This window comes from Acidobacteriota bacterium (genome assembly GCA_016716905.1).
In the GTDB taxonomy this organism is placed as follows: Bacteria; Acidobacteriota; Vicinamibacteria; order Vicinamibacterales; family SCN-69-37; genus SYFT01.
The window spans coordinates 86,504-93,787 of sequence record JADJUS010000015.1 but is presented as its reverse complement, the minus strand read 5'-3'; the positions used below and the strand labels follow the sequence as shown (position 1 = coordinate 93,787).

The window sequence follows — 7,284 nt, the reverse complement described above, 5'->3', positions numbered from 1 at the left end:
CCGTGGACGAACGAACCTACGCTGAAGTGGGCGTGCCGGTGCCAGCGCGCGCCGTGCGGCTGCTCGCCGCGCCGGGAGATGTCGTGCGTGAAGGCCAGGTGCTCGTCGAACTCCAGAGTCCGGACCTTGGGGAGTGGCGCGCGGCGCACGCGTCAGCCGAAGCGCGTGTGGGTCTGGCCGATCGCGCCTTGGCCCGCAAGAGGAGCTTGCGGCGGAACGCATCGTGCCGTTTCGCGAAGTGCAGGAGGCAGAGGCCGCTGGCGGCTGAGGCCCGCGCCGGAGTTCGAGCAGCGGCCGCGGAGTTGACGCCTCTTGGGGTCGTTCCTGGGCAAGGCGCTGAGGGCGACTCGGGAACATTCTCGCTCCGGTCGCCGGTGGCGGGCACGGTGATTGAGCGCGGCATCACGCGAGGCCAAATGGTCGACCCAGCGACGCCGGCGTTTCGATCGCCAATCTCACGACCCTCTGGCTGGAGGCGCATCGCCTTCGAGCGCGATGCCGTCCGGATCGCGAAAGGCGCAAAACGCGTGTCACGTTCTCGGCGCTACCGGGCCGGGAGTTTCGTGCACGGTGTCACTCATTGGCGGCGAGGTCTCCAAGGAGTCACGTACCGTCCCCATTCGCATTGTGGTGACGAATCAGACCGGTGTCTTACGGCCTGGCATGTCAGCCTCGGTTGCAGTGCCGGTGGGCACCGCGACGCAGCGGGTCGTGACCGTTCCCGTCGCCGCCGTGCAACGCGTCAAGGGCGAGTGGTGCGTGTTCTTGCCGAAAGACGCGAGCACATTTGAGATCCGCACGCTTGGCCGCGGCCGCGATCTCGGTGGCGAAGTCGAAGTGCTCTCCGGTCTCCAGGCCGGCGAGAAAATCGTGGTGAACGGTGCGTTCCTTCTGAAGGCCCAGGCGGAGAAGGGTGCCGGCGGGCATGGGGATCACGAAGCGCCATGATCACCAAAATCATCCGCTCGTCGTCGCACTCGCCCCTCCTGACCTCGCTGCTTGTGCTGGCGGGCGCGGGCATCGGCGCTCTTTGGCTCCAGGATCTGCGCCGCGACGTCTTCCCCGACCTTTCGGCACCGGTGTTCAACGTCATCGCGCAGAACGCGTCGATGGGCGCCGAGGAGTTGGAGACGGCTATCGCCATTCCCCTCGAAGTAGAGTTGGCCGGATTGCCGGACGTGCGCAGAATCCGCTTGAATTCGCAGTTGGGCGTCGCCCAAGTGACTGTCGAGTTCGAGCCCAACGCTGATTACTATCGATCGCGGCAGTTCGTCGCCGAACGAGTCGCTCAGGCCAGCGGGCGGCTGCCGCCCGGCACCGAACCTCCACTCATTTCCAGTTTGACCGGCCGCTTGAACGAGATTTTCGAGTTCACGCTTGAGGCGGAGCCGGGTGCCGCTGACCTGATGGCGCTTCGAGATCTCGCTGAGTTCGAGGTCAAGAACCGGCTGTTGGCAGTGCTCGGCGTGGGTTTCTTGGCGATGTAGCAGACGTCCGTGAAGGCCCGGCAGTTCGGCGGGGCGTGGCCCACAGACTTCGTGGCGAAGTGGTCAGCGCGCGCGTCACCAAGCAGTTCGGCGCCGACACGGTCCGGGTGGCGTCCGCCATTCGCGGCGCGGTCGAAGAAATCCGGCGCGCTCTGCCCGCCGGCGTCCAGTTGCGCATCGGTACGACCAGTCCGTTCTGGTCAGTTCCGCGCTGGGCGGCGTCGGGCGCGCGGTCCTTCTGGGCGGCGTGTTCGTCGTCCTCGTGATTCTTCTGTTGTTGGGCAATGTCAGGGCGGCCTTGCTGGTGACGCTGACAATTCCTGCTGTCGATTGCGCTCTCCGGCCTTTTTGCTCCAGCCACTGAACGTGGGCCTCAATACGATGACGCTCGGGGGACTCGCGATTGCGGTCGGCCTGTTGGTCGATGCCGCGATCATCATGGTCGAGAACATCCTTCATCGGCTCACCGGTGCCGCCAACCGTAGGGAGGCAAGGGAGAGGGCCGTTGGCGCCGCTGTAGAAGTCGCCCGACCCATCATCTTTGCGACGCTCATCGTCATCGTCGTCTTCCTGCCGCTGTTTGGAATGGCCGGTATCGAAGGACGGATGTATCAACCGCTTGCCGCAGCCGTGATCGCGGCGATGGCGGCCGCGCTGTTGCTGGCGGTGACCCTCGTGCCTACCGCCGCGGGCGCGTTCCTGCGACCACCGCGGTCCGGCGATCACGAAGACGGTCGCGCTGCTTCGGGCGATCAAACGCTGGTATGCGCCGATGCTCGACCGCTGCCTCCGACGGCCCGGGCGTAGCCCTGGTCACGCTGCTCGTCAGCGTTCCGGTTGTCGTGATGGGCCTGCGCATTGGCAGCGACTTCATGCCCGAGCTTGACGAAGGCGCGTTCCTGTTGCAGACGGTCCTCCCCCCCGAGGCCTCGCTCGAAGAGGTCGACCGTCTCAATCATCGCGTCGAAGACATCCTCCGCGAAGTGCCCGAGGTGGAAGACGTCGTCAGGCGGACCGGGCGGGCAGAGCGAACCGAAGATCCGATGCCGCACACGGTCTCCGACGTCCTCGTGGCGCTCAAGCCCGATCGGCAGCGTGATCTCGGGGTGATCGAAGAAGACATGCGGGAACGTCTGAACACGTCCCCGGCGTAGCCATCCTGTTCACCACGCCGCTGGGTATGCGGATTGATGAAGGTCTGGGCGTACGCCGGCTGATCTCTCGGTGCGAATCTTCGGCCCCGATCTTGATGAACTCGTGGAACTGGCCGAACGGGCTGAGGGACTGATTGAGGGCGTCGAGGGCATCGAAGATCTGCGCAGCGAGGAACTGACGGGATTGCCTCAGTTACAGATCGCGGTCAATCGGGGAGGCCACTGCCAGAGTGGGGACTGGCCCCGGGTGACGTCATTCGCGCTGTTCGGATTGGCCTGGTCGGCGAGGAAGCGTCGGAAATCTGGATCGGTCAACGTCGATTTGATCTCGTCGTGCGCCTGCGAGACGACCGCCGTAACAGCCTCGAAGCCATCCGCACGTTGCTCATCGACGGGCATGACGGCACCAAGATTCCCCTGGGCGAACTGGCGGATATTACGCAGGCGTTCGGACCGGCCGCCATTCGCCGCGAAGCGGGGACACGCCGCATCGCGGTGGAAGCCTCGGTCACTGGCCGCGACCTCGGCAGCGCCGCAGCGGAAGTGCGCCAGCGACTGACGGCAGACCTCAACCTGCCAGCGGGCTACTTCTTCAATCTCGCCGGGCGGGTCGAGAACCAGGAGCGCGCCTCCAGAGCCCTGGTGCTCGCCATCGGCGCCGCGCTCTTTGGTGTGTTCGTGCTGCTCAATCTTGCGCTTGACTCCGACCATCGAAGCCCTGCTGATTCTCTGCACGGTGCCGGTAGCCTTCGTCGGCGGCATCATCGCGCTGCTCATTGCTGGCGAGACGTGGAACGTCTCGTCGCTCGTGGGACTCATCGGCCTCTTCGGGATCGCGGTGCAGAACAGCCTGGTGCTCGTCACGCAGACCCGTGGCCTGCGTACCGAGGGTCGCGGACTCCTCGACGCAATTCGGGAGGCGAGCATTGGCCGAGTCAGACCAAAATTGATGACCGCCTCCACCGCGATCCTAGGGCTGCTGCCCCTCCTCATCCTCAGGCTGCACGGCACAGAGATCGAAAGGCCGCTCGCGGTCGGCATGACGGGAAGTCTGGTGACGTCCACCCTGTTCACGCCCTCGTGCTTCCGGCCTTCTACATGCGGGTTCACGAATGGGTCGAACGTCGGGCTCCCGCCGAACGAGTTGGCCACGCTGAGGCAAACCAATGACGCGCCCTGACGATGTCTTGGCATTCAAGGTCCATGGCATGGACTGCGCCGAAGAAGTGGCGGTGCTCAAGCAGGTCGTCGGGCCGTTGGTCGGAGGCGAGGACCGCCTCGCTTTCGACATCCTCAACGCCAAGATGATCGTGACGACGAGGCCGCACGGGCCAGCCGAAGCCGCGATAACGCGGGCAGTGGCTAGCACGGGGATGCGCGCCGAACCGTGGCAGGAGCGGGGTGCCGTCGCCGCCGAATCGACCTTCTGGGAACGGCGCGGCCGTACGACTCTCTCTGCGGCCAGCGGTCTGCTGCTCGTGGGCGGGTTCCTGACGCATGTAGCTATGGCCGGCAATGTCGAACAGGCGTTGGGGTCTGAGGGCCTGGGTCTGTCCCACGACGTGCCGCTACTGGTCCAAATCCTCTACGGAGCCGCGATTCTTGCCGGCAGTTGGTTTGTGGCGCCAAAGGCCTGGGTACGCTGTTCGGCGCCTCCGGCCGGACATGAACCTGTTGATGACCGTGGCCGTGATCGGTGCGGTTGCCATCGGCGAGTGGTTCGAGGCCGCGACGGTCTCGTTCCTCTTCGGCGTTTCGCTCGCTCTTGAGGCGTGGAGCGTTGGCCGCGCGCCGCGCGATTGAGGCCCTCATGGAGCTTGCGCCGCCGATGGCCAGGCTGCTCACAAACGGCGTTCCGAATGAAGTCTCCCCCGACGTCGTTGCTGTCGGGTCTCTGCTGCTGGTGAAACCGGGCGAGAAGATTCCGCTCGACGGCCTCGTGGTCCGCGGCACGAGCGATGTGAACCAAGCTCCTATCACCGGTGAGAGTGTGCCGGTGCCGAAGAGCGCAGGCGCGACGGTATTCGCTGGGACGATTAACGGTGACGGCGCGCTCGAACTGAGACGACCAAGCGGGGCGAATGACAGCACGCTCGCCCACATCATCAGCATGGTCGGTGCTGCATCGAGCCGCCGAGCGCCTTCCGAACAATGGGTCGAACGGTTCGCGCGTGTCTATACGCCGGCGGTATTCGGCATCGCGGTCCTTGTGCTGGTCGTTCCGCCTGTCGCGTTCGGCGGCGCGTGGCCGGAGTGGCTCTACCGAGCGTTGGTCTTCCTCGTCATCGGCTGCCCCTGCGCGCTCGGTGATTTCGACGCCAGTGAGCGTGGTAGCGGGACTGGCGGCGGCGGCAAGAAACGGGGTGCTCGTCAAAGGCGGGGCGTATCTTGAGGTCCCCGCTCGGCTTCGCGCCATCGCTCTCGACAAGACCGGCACCCTTGACGCGTGGTCAGCCAGAGGTTACAGGAAGTTGTCGCGCTCAGTGGCCACACAGAGACGGAACTTTTGCAGCGAGCCGCCGGCCTGAATCTCATAGCGAACACCCCTTGGCGAAAGCCATCCTGGCCTTCGCGAAGGCGCGCGGTGTCCAACCGTTCCTCGTTGAAGACTTCAGCATCCTACAAGGCAAGGGCGCCACAGGCCGGCTTGACGGAGTTGAGTATTGGGTGGGGTCGCACCGGTATCTCGAAGAACGCGGTCAGGAGACGCCAGAAATCCATTCGCGGCTTGAGGCCATGTCTGGCGCCGGCCGGTCGGTCGTGGTCGTAGGCGATGCGACTCACGTCTGCGGTCTGATCGCAATCGCCGATGCGGTTCGGCCAGAGGCAAGGGCCATCATTGCGGCGCTGCGAGACGCGGGTATCGAACACGTCGTGATGCTCACCGGCGACAATCAGGCGACAGCGAACGCAATCGCGGCGCAAACCGGCGTCACAGAGGTGAGGGCGGAATTGCTCCCGGCCGACAAAGTCTCGGCGGTGGAGGATCTTGTGAATCAGTACGGCTCGGTCGCCATGGTGGGCGACGGCGTGAACGACGCGCCTGCCATGGCCCGCGCCACGCTCGGCGTCGCGATGGGCGTCGCCGGCAGCGACGCGGCAATTGAGACCGCCGACGTCGCGCTGATGTCGGACGACTTGTCGAAGTTGCCCTGGCTCATCACGCACTCAAGGCGCACGCTGCGAATCATCCGCCAAAACATTGGGCTGTCGCTGGCCGTCAAAGCCATCTTTGCTGTACTGACGTTCGCCGGTGCGGCCTCTCTTTGGGCCGCCATCGCGGCAGACATGGGCGTGTCGCTACTCGTTATCTTCAACGCCCTCAGGCTGCTCCGAGCAAGTTCCGTCTGAATTTGCAATAGGCCGTGCGAGGCCTGACGGTGCCATAATCGCCGTCATGGCCGTCGTACTGCTTCTGTCTCTGCTCCTGGCGCCGCAGCGCACCCCGGTCGCACCTGTGGGATCACTGGCCCCGCCTTTCCGTGGCTGATGATCGCGGCGGCACACGATCGCTCGCGGAGTTCCAGGGCAAGTATGTTGTCCTTGAGTGGCACGAGAAGGGCTGCCCGCACGTCTCGAAGCACTACAAGGGTGGGGCCATGCAGAAGCGCCAAGCCGAGTGGATGGCACGCGGCGTGGTGTGGCTGCTCATCAACTCGTCCGCCGAGGGCTTTCACAGCTACCTGACGCCAGAGGATTCCTGCGCCTACGCGGCAAGCCTGAAAGCGCAACCGCCGATGCTGCTCGACACGTCGGGGAAGGTCGGCAAAGCGTACGGAGTGACGACGGCGCTGCACATGGTCATCATCGACCCGAGCGGCAAAGTGGCGTACAACGGCGCAATAGACGACCAGCCGAAACCAGAGGCGTCGTCACTGGTCGGCGCGCAGAACTACGTGGACGCGGCGTTGACGGCCCTGCTCGCGGGCAAGACCGTGGCCACGCCCACCAGCATTCCGCATGGCTGCGAAGTCCACTACGCCCGGTAGCGATGACCGTCCCAGTCGCCTGCCTGCTCACGCCCGATCAACTGCGGGACCGCAAGGCCACCCTGCTGCCGGGACTCGCGGGTCGGGCGACAGATTCTGTCCCGACAGACGACGGCTATCGAATCGGATTCTCTGCCGGGGACCTCGGTATCGTCACCGCCATTGCGGTCTGTATCGACGCTGGAGCGACATTGCTGCCCGTTCCTTCAATTCACACTGACCGCATTTCGCCGAAGGCGGCAGGATCGAGCTTGGTATCTCAGGCCCGCCTGGAACGCGAGCATTGCTGGACGGCCTGTTCACGTGACCGGCAACCTGGCGTGGTTCGCCGTCGCAGCCCTGCTGGAGATCGGCGGGTGCTTCGCGTTCTGGCTCTGGATGCGCGGTTCGGCGACTCCGTGGCTGGCAGTCCTCGGCGTGTGCAGCCTGATCGGGTTCGCGTTGGCCCTCACGAGGGTGGACGCCGCGTTCGCTGGCCGCGCCTACGCCGCGTACGGCGGCGTCTACATCGCCGCGTCCCTTTTCTGGCTCTGGGCAGTCGAACGGCAGCGGCCGACGTGGACCGACTGGGTTGGGGCCGCGCTCTCGGTCGCAGGGGCCGCGATCATCATCGGTTTTGCTTCGCGGGCGAGGTAGCGGGACTAGTTCCAGATC

General features: G+C 65.2%; 4 protein-coding genes and 2 pseudogenes. All 6 read left to right on the top strand.

Going from position 1 to position 7,284, the window contains the following annotated elements:
* Positions 1-791, top strand: a 791-nt coding sequence (locus tag IPL75_15310) for an efflux RND transporter periplasmic adaptor subunit (protein MBK9241590.1), incomplete at its 5' end; no start/stop codon positions are given.
* Positions 760-948, top strand: coding sequence for a hypothetical protein (locus tag IPL75_15305; GenBank protein ID MBK9241589.1), 189 nt, complete (start codon positions 760-762; stop codon positions 946-948). The genes IPL75_15310 and IPL75_15305, both read left to right, overlap by 32 nt.
* A pseudogene (locus tag IPL75_15300) lies at positions 945-3,811 on the top strand (efflux RND transporter permease subunit). Before IPL75_15305 ends, IPL75_15300 begins: the two are co-directional and overlap by 4 nt.
* A pseudogene (locus tag IPL75_15295) lies at positions 3,808-5,992 on the top strand (heavy metal translocating P-type ATPase). The pseudogenes IPL75_15300 and IPL75_15295 overlap by 4 nt, the downstream one beginning before the upstream one ends.
* Positions 5,993-6,123: 131 nt before the next feature.
* A complete protein-coding gene (locus IPL75_15290; GenBank protein MBK9241588.1) occupies positions 6,124-6,630 on the top strand; it encodes a redoxin domain-containing protein in 507 nt (168 codons plus the stop codon).
* Positions 6,631-6,933: 303 nt separating this feature from the next.
* Positions 6,934-7,266, top strand: a complete 333-nt coding sequence (locus tag IPL75_15285; GenBank protein ID MBK9241587.1) for a hypothetical protein — start codon at positions 6,934-6,936, stop codon at positions 7,264-7,266.
* The last annotated feature ends 18 nt before the right edge of the window (positions 7,267-7,284 follow it).